At 50.3% G+C, this 14,636-nt stretch carries 15 protein-coding genes; 2 read left to right on the top strand and 13 right to left on the bottom strand.

Going from position 1 to position 14,636, the window contains the following annotated elements; genetic code table 11:
* Positions 1 to 135: 135 nt before the first annotated feature.
* From H6A13_RS08145 to H6A13_RS08160, 4 genes are all read right to left on the bottom strand, one after another.
* Complete coding sequence (locus H6A13_RS08145) at positions 136 to 1,062, bottom strand: alpha/beta fold hydrolase (RefSeq protein WP_204909115.1); 927 nt, start codon at positions 1,060 to 1,062, stop codon at positions 136 to 138.
* Positions 1,063 to 2,430, bottom strand: a complete 1,368-nt coding sequence (locus H6A13_RS08150; protein ID WP_204909116.1) for a citrate/2-methylcitrate synthase — start codon at positions 2,428 to 2,430, stop codon at positions 1,063 to 1,065.
* A 35-nt stretch (positions 2,431 to 2,465) separates the two neighbouring features.
* Positions 2,466 to 3,356: a 16S rRNA (adenine(1518)-N(6)/adenine(1519)-N(6))-dimethyltransferase RsmA gene (gene rsmA / locus H6A13_RS08155; protein WP_204909117.1), complete on the bottom strand. Its 891-nt coding sequence runs from the start codon at positions 3,354 to 3,356 to the stop codon at positions 2,466 to 2,468.
* 162 nt (positions 3,357 to 3,518) lie between these two features.
* Complete coding sequence (locus H6A13_RS08160) at positions 3,519 to 3,734, bottom strand: helix-turn-helix domain-containing protein (protein ID WP_204909118.1); 216 nt, start codon at positions 3,732 to 3,734, stop codon at positions 3,519 to 3,521.
* Positions 3,735 to 3,880: 146 nt separating this feature from the next.
* On the opposite strand from H6A13_RS08160, the gene H6A13_RS08165 reads away from it, so the two are divergent.
* Positions 3,881 to 4,384, top strand: coding sequence for a hypothetical protein (locus H6A13_RS08165; RefSeq protein ID WP_204909119.1), 504 nt, complete (start codon positions 3,881 to 3,883; stop codon positions 4,382 to 4,384).
* Here the strand turns inward: H6A13_RS08165 and H6A13_RS08170 are convergent.
* The 5 genes from H6A13_RS08170 to H6A13_RS08185 all read right to left on the bottom strand — a co-directional run bounded on the left by H6A13_RS08170 (position 4,314) and on the right by H6A13_RS08185 (position 9,234).
* A complete protein-coding gene (locus H6A13_RS08170) occupies positions 4,314 to 5,075 on the bottom strand; it encodes a TatD family hydrolase (RefSeq protein ID WP_204909120.1) in 762 nt (253 codons plus the stop codon). The two genes, H6A13_RS08165 and H6A13_RS08170, sit on opposite strands and share 71 nt — an antisense overlap.
* Complete coding sequence (locus H6A13_RS08175) at positions 5,072 to 6,058, bottom strand: diaminopimelate dehydrogenase (RefSeq protein ID WP_204909121.1); 987 nt, start codon at positions 6,056 to 6,058, stop codon at positions 5,072 to 5,074. The genes H6A13_RS08170 and H6A13_RS08175 overlap by 4 nt, the downstream gene beginning before the upstream one ends.
* A gap of 85 nt (positions 6,059 to 6,143) precedes the next feature.
* Positions 6,144 to 8,090, bottom strand: a complete 1,947-nt coding sequence (gene metG, locus H6A13_RS08180) for a methionine--tRNA ligase (protein ID WP_243424760.1) — start codon at positions 8,088 to 8,090, stop codon at positions 6,144 to 6,146.
* Between the two features lie 216 nt (positions 8,091 to 8,306).
* Positions 8,307 to 8,438 (bottom strand): hypothetical protein, encoded by a 132-nt coding sequence (locus tag H6A13_RS13620; RefSeq protein WP_476703427.1) that lies wholly within the window; start codon positions 8,436 to 8,438, stop codon positions 8,307 to 8,309.
* A 118-nt stretch (positions 8,439 to 8,556) separates the two neighbouring features.
* Positions 8,557 to 9,234, bottom strand: a complete 678-nt coding sequence (locus tag H6A13_RS08185; protein ID WP_204909122.1) for a PHP-associated domain-containing protein — start codon at positions 9,232 to 9,234, stop codon at positions 8,557 to 8,559.
* Between the two features lie 118 nt (positions 9,235 to 9,352).
* On the opposite strand from H6A13_RS08185, the gene H6A13_RS08190 reads away from it, so the two are divergent.
* Positions 9,353 to 10,195 carry a MurR/RpiR family transcriptional regulator gene (locus H6A13_RS08190; protein WP_204909123.1) on the top strand — a complete coding sequence of 281 codons (843 nt, stop codon included), beginning with the start codon at positions 9,353 to 9,355 and terminating at the stop codon, positions 10,193 to 10,195.
* A 41-nt stretch (positions 10,196 to 10,236) separates the two neighbouring features.
* On the opposite strand, the gene H6A13_RS08195 is transcribed toward H6A13_RS08190, so the two are convergent.
* The 4 genes from H6A13_RS08195 to H6A13_RS08210 all read right to left on the bottom strand — a co-directional run bounded on the left by H6A13_RS08195 (position 10,237) and on the right by H6A13_RS08210 (position 14,518).
* Entirely contained in the window at positions 10,237 to 11,028 is a 792-nt protein-coding gene (locus H6A13_RS08195) for a PHP-associated domain-containing protein (RefSeq protein WP_204909124.1), read from the bottom strand.
* An 85-nt stretch (positions 11,029 to 11,113) separates the two neighbouring features.
* Positions 11,114 to 11,944 carry an energy-coupling factor transporter transmembrane component T family protein gene (locus H6A13_RS08200; RefSeq protein ID WP_204909125.1) on the bottom strand — a complete coding sequence of 277 codons (831 nt, stop codon included), beginning with the start codon at positions 11,942 to 11,944 and terminating at the stop codon, positions 11,114 to 11,116.
* The gene (locus tag H6A13_RS13505) at positions 11,937 to 13,649 is read right to left on the bottom strand and encodes an ABC transporter ATP-binding protein (RefSeq protein WP_204909126.1); all 1,713 of its coding nucleotides are present in this window, start codon (positions 13,647 to 13,649) and stop codon (positions 11,937 to 11,939) included. Before H6A13_RS13505 ends, H6A13_RS08200 begins: the two co-directional genes overlap by 8 nt.
* A gap of 14 nt (positions 13,650 to 13,663) precedes the next feature.
* Positions 13,664 to 14,518 (bottom strand): DUF8171 family membrane protein, encoded by an 855-nt coding sequence (locus H6A13_RS08210; RefSeq protein WP_204909127.1) that lies wholly within the window; start codon positions 14,516 to 14,518, stop codon positions 13,664 to 13,666.
* Positions 14,519 to 14,636: the final 118 nt, after the last annotated feature.

The raw sequence follows: 14,636 nt of genomic DNA on the forward strand, positions 1-14,636 counted from the left end.
CCTGTATACCATATCTGTATTTGACTTTCCACTTATGTCAGGGCAAAAAACAACCGGTTGATTCTTGATAGAACCAACCGGTTATATTCATTCTTTATACCATTTTCTTTTTCATGTGTGGCTTTGAGAAAAAGACTATCCCATCCGCTCTTCCATCCAGCAGAATATATCTTCATAGACCTGCTGCCGGTCCTGTTCATTGAGCACTTCATGACGGTCGTTTTCATACAGTTTCAAGGTTACGTCCCGGATCCCGGCCTCCTGATACCGCCGGTAGATTTTTTCTACCGTTTTCCCGAACTCTCCTACCGGATCCTGGCTTCCTGAAACCAGCAGGACCGGCAGTGTCCTCGGAATGCGGAGTGCTCCCCTTTTCCCTGCAATCTGTTTCATGCCTTCAAACATCTGATAATATCCGTTGACTGTGAAGGTAAAATTACACAGGGGATCGTTCTCATATTTTGCCCGGATCTCCAGGTCCGAAGTCACCCATTCTCTCTTGCTTTCGGAAGGCTCAAATGCCTTGTTATAGCTTCCCAGTCCCAGGCCGTCGATCAGACGGCTGTGGTAATGCCAGCCCTTCACTGCCGCTAATATCTGGCACAATCTCTGACCTGCCCACAAGAGCAGGCGGCTTTTTTCACCGGTTCCCATGATCACCGCGCCTGCCAGTCCCCGGCCATGGCCGAGGATGTACTGACGCAGAAGAAATGATCCCATGCTATGTCCCAGCATAAAGTAAGGAACGCCCGGATATTTTCCTTCCGCGCGCTCCCTGAGAGTATGGATATCCTCTATCACGCACCGGTTGCCGTCCGGTTCATGGAAATATCCGTACTCGCTGTCAGATGTAACGGACTTCCCATGACCCAGATGGTCATTTCCGGTAACATAAAAACCTCTCTTTGCAAGCCAGGAAGCAAATGCATCGTATCTTCCGATGTACTCTACCATGCCGTGGCAGATCTGCAGCACCGCCCTGACCTCTCCTTCCGGCGCCCACTCTATCGCATGGATCTGAGTCTCTCCGTCAGAAGAAGGATAATAAAATTCCTGTCTCATTTAGCGGTCTTCCATCCTTACATAATCCCGGTACGGCGCAAGCGGCTTGTACGCCGGACGGATAATCTTGTCTACGTTGATCAGCTCTTCCAGTCTGTGCGCGCTCCAGCCTACGATACGCGCCGCCGCGAAGATCGGGGTGTAAAGAGCCGACGGAATGCCGAGCATGCTGTACACCAATCCGCTGTAAAAGTCCACGTTGGCATTGACGCCTTTGTAGATCTTTCTCTTTTCCGCGATAACTTCCGGCGCCATGTGCTCTACCATTTCATAAAGCGCGTATTCTTTTTCATAGCCTTTTTCTTTTGCCAGCTTCTTAACGAAATCTTTGAAAATGTCTGCTCTCGGATCGGACACAGAATAGATCGCGTGTCCCATTCCGTAGATCAGGCCTTTCCTGTCAAATGCTTCTTTATTTAAGAGTTTCAGAAGATAATCCCGCACTTCGTCCCGGTCTTCCCAGTCGTGCAGTTTTTCCTTCATATCTTCAAACATCTGGGTCACCTTGATGTTGGCGCCGCCATGCTTGGGTCCCTTTAAGGATGCCATGGCCGCCGCGATCGTTGAATAGGTGTCGGTGCCGGAAGAGGTTACCACATGTGTAGTAAAGGTGGAGTTATTTCCTCCGCCGTGATCCATATGCAGTACCAGCGCCATGTCCAGGATCCTTGCCTCCAGCTTGGTATATTTACGGTCCTCTCTTAACATCATCAGGATATTTTCTGCGGTAGACAGTTCCGGGGACGGCGCGTAGATGAAGAGATCGTCTCCCATCCGGTAATTGTACGCATGATATCCGTACACCATCATCATCGGGAACTGGCTGATCAGATTCAGGCACTGGCGCAGGACATTGGGGATCGAAGTGTCGTCTGCTTTTGCATCGTAGGAATACAGGCTTAAGATGGAACGGGACAGGCTGTTCATCATATCCCGGCTCGGCGCCTTCATGATCACGTCTCTTACGAAGGTCGGCGGCAGCGTCCGTCTCTCTGCCAGCGTCTGATGGAAAGTTGCAAGCTCCTGCTCAGACGGAAGATCCCCGAACAGCAGAAGATAGGTGATCTCCTCAAACCCGTAATGGTCTGCATCCAGAAATCCTCTGACCAGATCTTTGATGTTATATCCGCGGTAATACAGATTTCCTGCGCAGGGAACTTCTTTGCCGTCCACCACTTTTGTGGCGCAGACATCTGATATGTTGGTCAGTCCGGCCAGAACTCCTTTACCATTTAAATCACGCAGTCCTCTTTTTACCTCATATTTCCCGTACAGGTCCTTATCTATGGCGTTCTTCTCCTCACAGATTTTCGCGAACTGTTCGATTTCCGGTGTGACTTCAAATAATGCATATTCCTTTGTTGACATAAGCTTCACCTTTCCTTTCTATCATCTATTTTCTTTCAGGAACCGGCTCCTCTCTGGATCTGATCCTGAAAATAATCCGCAAGTTTTGCAAATTCCTCCAGCGTCAGCGCCTCGCCCCGGACTCCCGCTCCCTTCCCGAGGGTCAGGATCCCTTCCGCGATCTGCTCTTTTGTAAGAGGGATCTGCCCGGAATTGGCAAGACCGTTGACCAGTGTTTTTCTTCTCTGGTTAAACGACGCCCGGATGATCTGGAATAATAACTTTTCATTTTTTACGGCCACCGGCGGCTGTTTGTATCTGGTAAGCCGGATCACCGCAGAACCTACTTTTGGCCTTGGCATGAAGCAGTTCGGCGGGACGTTGGCCACGATATAGGGGCTGGCATAATACTGGACCGCCAGCGAAAGCGCGCCGTAGTCTTTTTTCCCGGGACCGCTCTGCATCCGGTCAGCCACCTCTTTTTGCACCATCACGGTAATGCTTTCCATGGGGACATGGCTCTCAAACAGCCCCATGATAATCGGCGTGGTAATATAATAAGGAAGATTCGCCACGATCTTGATAGGCTTTCCGCCGTTTTCTCTCTCTGCCAGTTCTCGGATGTCCAGCTTCAGCACATCGTCATGGATCACCTGCACATTTTCATATCCACCCAGCGTATCTGCCAGTATGGGGATCAGGTTGTCATCAATCTCCACTGCGATAACTTTTCCGGAAGCCTCCGCCAGATATTGCGTCATCGTGCCAATACCCGGACCGATTTCCAGCACCATATCTTCTCTGGTGATATCTGCCGCCCTTATGATCTTGTCTAATACATGGGTATCAATCAGGAAATTCTGACCGAATTTTTTTTGAAATGAGAAGTTATATTTCTGCAGGATTTCTATCGTATTCTTGGGATTTCCCAATGTAGGACCACTCATTATTACACTCCAGTCAATCAGGTATTTTGTTAATTATACAATATTTTGGGACATTATGATATAGATAAAAACGAAATTAATAATTAAGAAATGATGAACATTTTGAAAACAATGGCAGATTTACGGTGTAAATATTCTGAAAACAGACAGAAATCCAGGCGTCTATTCTTCGTCAGCCTCCAGCTTCAGAATATCCTCGATCCCGCATTCCAGGCAGTCACAGATCTTGGCAAGCGTATGAAGATCCACTCTTACCACTTTATTTTTGCAGTAATTATTCAACTGTGTCCTCTGCAGTCTGCAGGCATAGCAAAGCTGTGTCTTGCTGACACCCTTTTCGGCCAAAACCCGCTCCAGCTCAATCCTGATCTTGCTCATAATCTCACCATACCGTTTCTTTGTTCAGTATACCTACATTTTAGTTGAAAAAATAGATATATTAACATACACTGTAAGTAGATACACTGTATCTGTCAGCATAACATTTTTATTCTGACAGGGAAAAGAATTTGCGGGATGATTTTATGAAACAAAATGAAGCCTTATGGAAACGATATATGAGAAGAGGCGTCCTGGGACTGCTTCTTTTCGTTCTGGCGGTCTTGCTGTATCTGGCGCTTGCTCCTGTGAAGATTATGTCTTCCTCGGTGTTTACCTCCCCGGGGCTTACGGAGATCCGCCTCTACGTGGTGACAAACTCCCTGCTGCCGGCCGGGGACATAGAAAATGCGGGGAATGCAGGAAATGCCGGAAATACAGGAAATGCCGAAAATACGGGGAACGCAGGGAATGCCGAAACTCTTGCCCGCCAGATCGTCCGGGAACACCAGAAACAAAATGGCCCCCGGGCGGATGGCGTCTATGAGCTGCGCCTCTACCGCACGGAGGTCCATTATATTCTTCACAAGGAATACGCTTATCTTTTCTGCGATGCTTCCGGAAATCTGCTGCCCCGTCCTACAGCCGGTACAGATCTTTTGCATTCTGCCAGGTCTGCGCCGTCACTTCTTCCGGAGAAACTTGTTTGATCCTTGCGATCTCTTCCGCCACGTAAGAAAGGTATAACGAAGAGTTGCGTTTTCCCCGGAAGGGCACAGGGGCCAGATACGGGCAGTCCGTTTCCAGTACGATGGACGACAGGGGAACTGCCTCTACCGTTTCTTTGAGTTTTCTGGCGTTTTTAAATGTGACAACGCCTCCCACTCCGATGTAGTATCCCATTTTTACATATTCTTTCGCCATCTCGGCGGAATACGAATAGCAGTGGATCACGCCGGTCAGATCGCCGGCGTGTTTTTTCATGATCTCCATGGTGTCCGCCGCCGCTTCCCGGCTGTGGATGAGAACCGGAAGATCCACTTCCCGCGCCAGTTCCAGCTGACGCTCAAACCAGTAGATCTGCTGTTCCCGTGATTCTTTGTTCCAGTAATAATCCAGGCCGATCTCGCCCACTGCCAGCACCTTCGGATCCTGGCAGAGAATTTTCATTTCCTCCAACCTGGCTTCGGTAAGGCCGCCCACCTCGTCCGGATGCACGCCTACAGCCGCATACATGAAAGGATACGCCCGGGCCAGCTCTAGTACCCGGCGGCAGGACTCGTAGGAAGCGCTGACGTTGACAATGGCTCCGACGCCTCCTTTTTCCATGGAAGAAAGGAGCGCTTCTCTGTCCCCGTCAAACTGCTCGTCGTCATAATGGGCATGGGTGTCAAAGATCATAACAGTTCTGCCCTCTGCTCTTCCGGTGTCTTCATAGACAGAAGCACCGGCGCGATGTCAAATACTGTGCGGGCTCCGCTCTCGCCTTTTTTCGACAGACGGTACGCTGCTCTTGCATAAGCCACCAGCACGCTTGCCGTAAACTCTGGATTTGAATCCAGCTTCAGAGAATATTCGATCACATGTCTGCTGCCCTCAGTTCCCGTCTCGCCGGTACGGATCACGAATCCGCCGTGAGGCATCTGGCTGTGATTCTCTTTCAGTTCCTCCTCAGTGATAAAAGTTACAGTCGTGTCATACTCATCAAAGTAATTGGGCATGGTCTTAATAGCCTCTTCGATGGCCTTTAAGTCCGCGCCTTCCTCCGGCACTACATAGCATTCCCGCAGGTGCTTCTCCCGGGTCGTAAGAGACGGTTCACTTCCGCTTCTTACACGGTTTACCGCATCCTCGATCGGCACCGTATACTGGATGGCATTCTTCACACCCTCGATCCGGCGGATCGCATCAGAATGTCCCTGGCTGACGCCTCTGCCCCAGAAGGTGTAAGTGCTTCCCTGCACCAGGATAGACTCCGCATACAGACGGTTCAGAGAAAACATACCCGGATCCCAGCCTACAGAAATAATACTCACATTTTCCCCGGCCTTCGCAGCCTGATCCACATTTGCAAAATACTCCGGAATCCTTGCATGGGTATCAAAACTGTCGATCGTGTTAAAATCCGCAGCAATCTGCGGTCCCATCACCGGAAGATCCGTAGCAGAGCCGCCGCAGAGGATCATCACATCCACCTCGCCCTTCATCGCCTTCATATCATCCATAGACTTCACAGCCGCTGTCTTTGTCTCGATCTTCACAGACGCCGGATCTCTTCTGGTAAACACAGCCGCCAGCTCCATATCCTCATTGCGGGCAATCGCCTTTTCCACACCTTTTCCAATATTTCCATAACCTACAATACCAATTCTAATCTTATCCACAATGTTATCCTCCTTTAATCCACATTTTCCACAACACCTTTCATTGGGGACGGGGGATTTCCGGAAATCCCCCGTCCCCAATGAATTAGCTGATCTGCGCCCCTGCGGGCATTTCTTTTTCCGGCGTCATCAGCGCCAGTTTGCCGTCTGCGTCTTCTGCGCACAGAAGCATGCCTTCGGACAGTACGCCTGCCAGTTTGGCCGGTTTTAAATTGACCAGCACCATGACTTTTTTGCCCACCATTTCTTCCGGGGTGTAGTGGGCTTTGATGCCGGATACGATCTGTTTTACCTGGCTGCCGATCTTAACCTGGGAGCAGAGAAGTTTTCTGGACTTCTTTACTTCTTCGCAGGCTATGATCTCGCCTACCTGGAACTGCATTTTCTCGAAGTCTTCGAAGGTGATCTCCGGCTTTGCCTCGATGTCGATGACTGCTTCTTCCTTCGCCGCGCTGTCTGCCCCGCCGTCTGCCGCGCTGTCGCCTGCGTTATCTGCCGCGGGATGCAGTTCTTCGACTTTTTTCATGACTTCATTAAGATCCAGTCTTGCAAACAGGATCTCCGGTTTCTCTGTGACTTTTCCATCGCCCAGCTGCTCCAGGATCTTAGCGGAAGTGTCCGGCATAAAAGACGCCAGTTCTTTTGCGCCGACTTTGATGCTTTCGATCAGATGTGCCAGCACGGTTTCCAGCCGGTCTTTTTTCGCCTCGTCTTTTGCCAGTACCCAGGGTGTGGTCTCGTCGATGTATTTATTGCACCGTTTAAAGAGATTGAAGATCTCGGTGATGGCGTCTGCCACCCGGAGCTTATCCATCTTTTCATCCACTTTTCCGGCCAGCCCTTCGGTCATGGCTTTCAGATCGTCGTCGAATCCTTTTTCCGTCTCGTCGGCTGCGCCTTTATCTGTAACCACTCCGCCAAAATATTTGTTGGTCATGGAAATGGTCCGGTTCACCAGGTTGCCCAGCGTATTGGCAAGGTCTGCGTTCATCCGCTCTACCATCAGTTCCCAGGTGATCACGCCGTCATTGTCAAATGGCATCTCATGCAGCACGAAATAGCGCACCGCGTCTACGCCGAAGAAATCCACCAGCTCGTCGGCATACAGCACATTTCCCTTGGACTTGCTCATCTTGCCGTCCCCCTGCAGAAGCCAGGGGTGTCCAAATACCTGTTTGGGCAGCGGCAGATCCAGCGCCATCAGGAAGATCGGCCAGTAAATGGTATGGAACCGAATGATATCCTTTCCGATCAGATGGAGATCCGCAGGCCAGTTTTTCTTGAACAGTTCGGAACTTTCTCCGTCGCAGTCGTAACCGATGCCGGTAATGTAGTTGGTGAGAGCGTCCAGCCACACGTAAACCACATGCTTGGGATCAAAATCCACCGGCACGCCCCAGGTAAAGGATGTTCTGGACACGCACAGATCCTGCAGTCCCGGAAGCAGGAAGTTATTCATCATCTCGTTTTTCCGGGATACGGGCTGGATAAACTCCGGATGCTCGTTGATATAATCGATCAGCCGGTCCGCATATTTACTCATACGGAAGAAATAAGCCTCTTCTTTGGCAGGCTTCACTTCGCGGCCGCAGTCCGGACATTTGCCGTCCACCAGCTGGGACTCTGTCCAGAACGACTCGCAGGGCGTGCAGTAAAGTCCCTCATAAGAACCTTTGTAAATGTCTCCCTGCTCATACAGCTTTTTGAAAATCTTCTGTACCTGTTTTTCATGATCCTTATCCGTGGTCCGGATAAATTTATCGTAAGAGGTGTTCATAAGATCCCAGATATTTTGAATCTCGCCTGCCACCCCGTCCACGAATTCCTGCGGAGTGACTCCTGCCTCTTCTGCCTTCAGTTCGATCTTCTGTCCGTGCTCGTCGGTTCCTGTCTGGAAGAACACGTCAAAGCCGCGGCTTCTTTTGTACCTTGCGATCGCATCCGCCAGAACCGCCTCATAGGTGTTGCCGATGTGCGGTTTCCCGGAGGTATACGCAATGGCAGTCGTAATATAGTACTTCTGCTTTTCCATAACACATTCTCTCCTTTTCCACAAAATAAAAAAACTCTGATCTTTCCATATCAATAGAAATATCAGAGAAGACGGGATCTCTCCCGTGGTACCACTTCTGTTCGTCTTTCGCCTCGCGGCCGAAAGACCTTGGCAAGTGCCCTGCAATTTTTCAAAACATTTTTTAAGACATTTTCCAGGACACCTTCCGCGATAAAGGGCGGACCCTTTGCCGGCTTACCTTGTCACGACGCCGCAAGGCTCACCCGCACCGCTCAAAAGCCATCTTCCGCCGGTTTCGTCATCCGTTCCTCTCAGCATTCCGGAACTTCTCTGTAAGATCCTTCGCCGGCATACTCTCTTTTTCACAGCGTTTCCTGATTTTAATAATACTAAGCCGCAGACATCTGCCGCCTGCTACGTCTCAAATCGTAGCATAAAAAAAGGCGGGATGTCAAGGACTTTCCCCCGTAAAACCGCCCTGGCTTTATCCTGCGGACGAAGTAGCAGCCGCTTCAAACCTTCCTTCCCTGATAACTCTTGCCAGTTCCTGTTCATCTGCCGGCAGATTCGCCATCCGCACGCAGCAGCCTGCCAGATCCGGTATCTGATGGAAATCCGACCCCGCTGTCCCCACCAGGCCTTCCCGCCTGGCCATCTCTTTTGCCAGATTATTTCTGGAATCATGCCGGGGATTACCGTTCATGATCTCAATGCCATGAAGGAATCGTATATCTGCCGGAAAACACATTTTCCGGAAAGGATGGGCCTGTATGATGGTCAACCTTTCTGCCTCCGCGATCTCCCAGAGATCAGGAAGCTCTTTCATATAGATCCACTGATAGCGGGCAAAAAAGTCCTCCTTCATGCCATAGACCAGGAAATCATTCTCATCATGGGGGAAACGGATCTCCATCCCCAGATACACCCGGAAATCTCCAGCCTCCGCCGCGGCCTTCTTTGCCAGATGATATCCTCTCAGGAAATGCCGGCAGATCTCCGTCCAGTCTCCATCCGGCCCGCCAAGGGCATTTTCGCTGAAATGATCCGTCACCACCAGTCCGTCATAACCCTGCTCAATATGCATGCGGACCCCTTCCGCAGCCGGCACCTTCCCACATCGGCTGGACTCATCCGTATGAAAATGAAGCTCTAACTGATACATTTTTTCCAACTCCTCACCAAAACTTTAACTGTTCTTTTCATTTCTGTGATATGATAATGCCAGGACGAAAAGCCCCGGCTGTGACGCCATAAAACTTCTATTATAAAAGAGGCTATGTATGAACCATTTTTATTCTATCATAGAACATACCCCATTTACAAAAACGGAACAAAAAATTGTGAATTATATCCTGGAGGATCCATCCGCATTCCTGCGCCAGTCCATCGGAGAACTGGCCAGACGGATCGGCAGTTCAGAGCCTACCATCTCCCGCTTTGCACGGCACTGTGGCTATGCCGATTTCAAAGAATTAAAAGCCGCAGTATCCACCGCCCAGGAAGAGCATCATTCTCCGGCTGTCAAGCTCTCTGCTTCCATGGAGCGACCGGATACCTCTACGCTGGAAGGTATGCTCCACTATCAGCAATACTGCATTGAAAAGACCCTGTCCTTCCTGGACCAACAGGTACTGGACCAGGCTATCGATGTCATTCTGCATGCCAGGCGAATCTATCTCTACGCAAAAGGAGCCGCCCTTTCCATGGCACAACTCCTGAAATTCCGTCTGTGCAGATTCGGTCTCGACGTTACCATCCTTCCTCCTGGGAGTTCGGAACTGTTTGAAGAAATCAATTTCCTTTGTTCTGAAGATCTTCTGATCCTGTTCGGATTTCAGAAGCTGCCCCGGGAAGCCCGGGTTCTTTTGGACTATCGCCGGACAGTAGGCTGCCGAACTCTTTTGTTCACCAGCCGAATCTATGAATCCGCATCAGATGACGATATCATCTCGCTATACGTATACCGGGGCGAACCCACGGAATACCACTCCATGGCAGCGCCGGCAGCGCTTCTGGATGCCCTCATCATCCTCACCGGCCAGCGGTTGGGCGATGTCTCCCAGCAATCTCTGGACCGGCTGTACCGGTTAAAAGAAACCTACAAATCCGACATCCCACGTTAAAATATCCATGTTAACATCTGCGCCGGCATCCCGGCTTCCTCTTACGCGCCCCGAAGCAAGACTTCTACATAGTCCCCGCCAAGGGCGTGTATTTTTTTCAGGGATCGCTTTAGTTCTCCTGCTGACTCTACCTGAATTTTCAGGGTATCTGACGTCTCGATCCTATAATTTCCCCCCTGAATCTGGGTTCGCAGACCGTCCACCGTACGCGCCGTCTGGTCAAACACATTATAGACACACCCATACTGGAGTGCCTGGTGGGTATCGCTTCCCGCAGCCAGAGGTTTCCCGAGCTTTTTGGAAAGCTCCCGCATCCGCCTTACCGTACCCGGATAATCTTCGGCCAGATCTTTGCCATTCATATCCAGAAACTCAAAAGTCCGAAGAATATCTTCCGGAAGCTCCGGAATATGACCACCTGCGCGGTAAGGATGTGCCGCCCCAAACAGTACCGGATATTCTTGCACTATCTGCATCCATTCCCTGGCCGGAAGGAAATGTCCTTTTTCCTTATAAGGCTCCAGACGGCGGTTCATCTCCAGAATCACATGCATATTTCCGATCACCAAGGTATGTCCGCCCTCGGCAATATCCACTTCCATGCCCGGGAAGATGCGAAGCCCTTCCCTTGTCAGAAAGGTGTCCCTCTCTGCTTCGTAATGCCTGGCAATATATTCATAAACCTCATTAAAGCCCAGGGTATTAAAATGCTCTGTCAGGCACAGCGCATCCAATCCGGCCTCCTTTGCTTCCCCGAACAGCCAGTCTGTATATTCCGGGGAAAAAGGCACTTTTTTTGCCAACTTTCCATGCGTATGCATATCTAATCTCATGTATCATTCTCCTCACATATAATTCCAACTACGAACGCCTCCCGGAACCGCTCACACCGTTTTCCAGCATGTGGTTACTCTCCTGCTACAGCGGGCTCACCGCAGATACCAGCACACAAAGAACGGTCCACACAATCGACACTGCCGCAAAAATGCCGTCATTTCTCGTCACCTTCAGCATGGCAAGCTTCATCTTTTTCACCGTCGGATTCTTCAATGCATACCGATATCCCTTTATCTCCAGCGCTTCCACCGTAGTCCGGGATCTCTTGGCCGTATTCAGCATCAGCGGATAAAAGGCCTGGATGATCAGCTTGATCTGGTAGAACAGATAACGGATCTTGCCAGGAAATGTCTTCTTTGCCGGCGGATTCCCTCGCAGCCGGTAGGACAGCAGGATATTCTGAAATTCTTCCATCAGCACCGGTAGGATCCGATAGGCAAAAGAGATGGAAAAGGACAGCTGATCCGGGCATCCAAACCACAACATCCCATTTGCCAGCCTGTCCGGATCCAGTCCGGAAAATACCGTGATGGAGGCCAGGGAGACCACCGCCACTTTCAGCGTCATCACAAGGAGGGGCGCCACTGTACTGGCGTCCCCGCCAAAAAACAGCGCCGCAATGAGCAGGTAGCCGGTCTGGGAAAATACGCCCAGACAGAACAGGAACAGAACCAGGGGCGCGATCTTTGCCGCCCGGGTAGTAAGCGCCACAAATATGAAAAGGCCCAGCAGGATCACCAGGTCATTCAAGAACCATGGCACCAGGCCGAAAAAGAGATACCACACCAGAAGGACTCTTGGATCCAGTCCGGCGATTACCGTATCATCATTTCCATAAGCATTCTTCAGCACCTGGTTTCGCAGATAGTCCATAGAAAATTTATCCAGGATGCTTTCTGTCAGTTTATGCATAGCGCTCCTCTCCTTCCTTAAAATATCCAATAAATTCATCAATCGTAAAACAGGGGTTTGCGATCCCCAGAGCCCTTCCCATATCATAGATCTGAGGTGGCCGGATGCCTACCTGGCTTCTTACGTACAAGTCAGCAAATATCTGCTCTTTAGGTCCGTCGGCGATCACATAGCCGCCGGACAGCACGATGATCCGCTCCGCCCAGTCGCAGACCAGTTGCATATCATGGGTGGCGATAACCACAGTATTAGTGATGCCCTTTAGCATCTGCAGTGTATTCATTACTTCCCTTCGGGTAGCAATGTCCAGATTGGCCGTAGGCTCATCCAGAAGCAATATCTTCGGATTCAGCGCCACGCCGATGGCCAGGGATGCTCTGCGCATCTGTCCGCCGGAGAGAAGGCGGCCGTCTCTCTCGGCCAGTTCCGTCAAGCGGAACTGTGCCAGCAATTCCTCTGTGCGCTTCTCATACTCCGGCACTTTTCGCACTTTCATAGCATAGGCGATATCCGCCCGGATGGAGTCCTGGATAAACATTTCTTCTGGATTCTGATAGACCAGGGAGAGCAATTCTCCCACTTCTTCTTTGGAAAAATCTTTAATCTCCCGTCCGTCCAACAATACGCTTCCTTCTTCCGGATGCACCAGTCCCATCATCATCTTTAAAATCGTAGATTTACCCGCTCCATTGGATCCTATCAGCGCAATTTTCTCCCCTTTCCGGATGTCCAGGGAAAACTGATCCAGGATCCTGGGCGCCTGCCCTTTCACTGCCCGGTATCGTACGGTCACATTCCGAAAGGAAACCAGGGATTCTCCTCCTCCCGGGGTTCTGGCCATGCGCGTGCTTTCCGGCAGATGCCTCAGATATTTCCCAAAAAATGCTTTTCCTTCTTCAATATTCACCGGAAAGGACTCGTCCGCCGGAACCAGTCCTTCTTCTGCCATCCGGTCCGCGGCGATAGTCACCTGGGGCGGAAATATGTTGCTTCTTCGCAGTTCCTTCACCCGGCGCATAGCCTCCTGAGCCGGCAGCTGCCATACATTTTTCCCATCCCGCAGAAGGAGTACATGCTTACAATATCTGGCAATATATTCAGTATGATGCTCGATCACGATAATAGTCTTGTGGTATGTTTCATTCCATTCTTTCAAGATCTCATAAATCTGGTCCGCATGGGCGGGATCCAGCTGCGCGATAGGTTCATCCAGAATCAGCACATCCGGGCTTAAAGCCGCCGCACCTGCCAGCGCCAGCAGGTGCTTTTGTCCGCCGGACAGCTGCCACACATAGTCAGAGATCTTGGAGGACAGGCCGCAGATCTGAAGCGCATTCTTTCCCCTCTCCTTATAGTCCTCCATGGCGTAGTTGAGGCATCCGTAGGACGCATCATCCAGTACCGTGGGACAGACAATCTGATTTTCAAAATCCTGATACACATAACCCACTCTTTTAGCCAGGTCACCAATCTCCTGCTCTCTGGTATCCACTCCGTCGATTCTGATGCTGCCCGTCATATCTCCCACGATAAAATGCGGAATCAGCCCGTTTAAAGTCTTGCAGAAAGTAGATTTCCCGCATCCATTGTTACCCACGATGGCAAGAAAATCTCCTTCCTCCACACAAAGATTCAGATCATTTAAAGTGGGGGCGTCTGCCCCCGGATAAGTAAATGTTACATGCTCAATTTCTATCTTACTCACGAAAATCCCACTCCTTATGCCTGTTTCGTCTCCGCATTTTTCACAGCCCGGCCGCGGATCATGCCAATCACGATCAAAGCGATAATGGCAGCTACGATGATGCCGATAATAATGGAAGTGGTATTGCCTGCCCAGGCAGCTTCCCAATCAATCAGTTCATATCCGCCGCTTGCCAGAAGCTCTGACGCGATCGCCGCCGCAAATCCGATCAGTACCATTCCCACCATCTTTGGCGTCAGCACGTAGTCACCGGCAATCATGGTGTCTTTGTCTCTTGGCTTAACACCCAGAAGCGGTTCGATCTTTCCATATAATCTGGGCGCCAGATACATGGTGGGCAGCATACAGAACAGAATACCGGAAAACAAGATGTCATTCAGACAGGCAAAGCCTTCAGTAAAGAACACACTTTCCGGAAGTCCGGCTACCGCCTCAAAATCTTCGACCGCAAACTGTACCTTCAGGATATCCACCACGCAGCCCATGAACTGCTGCACGGCTACGCCGATGATAGAAGCGGCAGCAACCACCTTACGGTTTCTGGGATCTTTGACGATCCGGCCTGCGATATATACGCCGATGGTAACAGTCAGAAACTTTTCCAGCTCTCCAAGGCCGCCAAACTGTCCCAGCATAATCTCGCTGAACACCAGCTCTCCGGTGGCCGCTCCAAGAGCCGCGCTCAAAGGATCAAACAGCATGGCCAGAGTCAGCGGGATAAACAGGAAATACTCCACGGAAAATTCCACGATGCCCACCTGAAAAGACGGGATCAGTTCCGTAAACAACGTGGCCAGTCCGTAAAGGGACATGGTCAGCACAAATACCATCATTTTCTGTGACTGTGTCATTTTATTTTTCGCATTCATAAAAAAACTCCTCCATCCATTACTCTCATTTTAGGGTTTTGTTTTCCTTTTTACGAAAGTAATTATAGAGAAGTTTTTCTATATCAGATAGCGCATTCCGATAAAATGTAAGTAAAAT

Origin of the sequence: Mordavella massiliensis, from assembly GCF_016902415.1 — a bacterium.
Classification (GTDB): Bacteria; Bacillota; Clostridia; order Lachnospirales; family Lachnospiraceae; genus Merdimonas; species Merdimonas faecigallinarum.

What these genes read in the sequence shown, in the direction of transcription:
- H6A13_RS08190 (WP_204909123.1), top strand. Translation starts at nt 9,353, where the DNA reads ATGAACCATTTTTATTCTATCATAGAACATACCCCATTTACAAAAACG.
- H6A13_RS08195 (WP_204909124.1), bottom strand. Translation starts at nt 11,028, where the DNA reads ATGAGATTAGATATGCATACGCATGGAAAGTTGGCAAAAAAAGTGCCT.
- H6A13_RS08145 (WP_204909115.1), bottom strand. Translation starts at nt 1,062, where the DNA reads ATGAGACAGGAATTTTATTATCCTTCTTCTGACGGAGAGACTCAGATC.
- metG (WP_243424760.1), bottom strand. Translation starts at nt 8,090, where the DNA reads ATGGAAAAGCAGAAGTACTATATTACGACTGCCATTGCGTATACCTCC.
- H6A13_RS08200 (WP_204909125.1), bottom strand. Translation starts at nt 11,944, where the DNA reads ATGCATAAACTGACAGAAAGCATCCTGGATAAATTTTCTATGGACTAT.
- H6A13_RS08150 (WP_204909116.1), bottom strand. Translation starts at nt 2,430, where the DNA reads ATGTCAACAAAGGAATATGCATTATTTGAAGTCACACCGGAAATCGAA.
- H6A13_RS08185 (WP_204909122.1), bottom strand. Translation starts at nt 9,234, where the DNA reads ATGTATCAGTTAGAGCTTCATTTTCATACGGATGAGTCCAGCCGATGT.
- H6A13_RS08210 (WP_204909127.1), bottom strand. Translation starts at nt 14,518, where the DNA reads ATGAATGCGAAAAATAAAATGACACAGTCACAGAAAATGATGGTATTT.
- H6A13_RS08165 (WP_204909119.1), top strand. Translation starts at nt 3,881, where the DNA reads ATGAAACAAAATGAAGCCTTATGGAAACGATATATGAGAAGAGGCGTC.
- H6A13_RS08170 (WP_204909120.1), bottom strand. Translation starts at nt 5,075, where the DNA reads ATGATCTTTGACACCCATGCCCATTATGACGACGAGCAGTTTGACGGG.
- rsmA (WP_204909117.1), bottom strand. Translation starts at nt 3,356, where the DNA reads ATGAGTGGTCCTACATTGGGAAATCCCAAGAATACGATAGAAATCCTG.
- H6A13_RS08160 (WP_204909118.1), bottom strand. Translation starts at nt 3,734, where the DNA reads ATGAGCAAGATCAGGATTGAGCTGGAGCGGGTTTTGGCCGAAAAGGGT.